1 pseudogene is annotated in these 445 nt (G+C 58.4%); it reads left to right on the top strand.

From position 1 onward, the window contains the following. A pseudogene (locus QEH52_RS20205) lies at positions 1-445 on the top strand (transposase); the annotation flags it as partial.

The following is a 445-nucleotide window of genomic DNA, read 5'->3' as shown; positions in this document are numbered from 1 at the left end:
AATCCTGTGCGTGCTGGCATTGTGGAGGATCCGAAGGATTACCGCTTCTGTGGTTATGCGGAAGCGGTGGTGGGTGTGAAAGCGGCGCAGGCTGGATTGGTCCATGTCTGGAGCGACCATGGAGCGAAGCAGGTTCAGTCCGCTTTGCAGGCACATCGTCTATTGATCTTTGGCAAGCATGCTGCGGGGGCTGGACTGTCTGATATGACGCGTGAGCGTGCCTTGAAAGTGTTGGATGAAGGGAACGGGCAACTTCCAAAGTCGGTGATGCTGCGCTGCCGGGTTCGATATTTTACCGATGGCGCGATCTTGGGCTCTGCTGAATTCGTGCATGGCTTTACGGGCGCATGGCAACGGGAGCGCGGGCGCAAGTATCCGCCGAAGGTGAATCCGATGCGTGGCTCGGATTGGGGCGATTTGGCGGTGATTCAGGGCCTGCGCAGGC

The sequence above is a fragment of the Thalassobacterium maritimum genome, from assembly GCF_031127805.1.
Taxonomy (GTDB): Bacteria; Verrucomicrobiota; Verrucomicrobiia; order Opitutales; family Coraliomargaritaceae; genus Thalassobacterium; species Thalassobacterium maritimum.
This window is presented reverse-complemented; position numbering and strand designations above follow the sequence as displayed.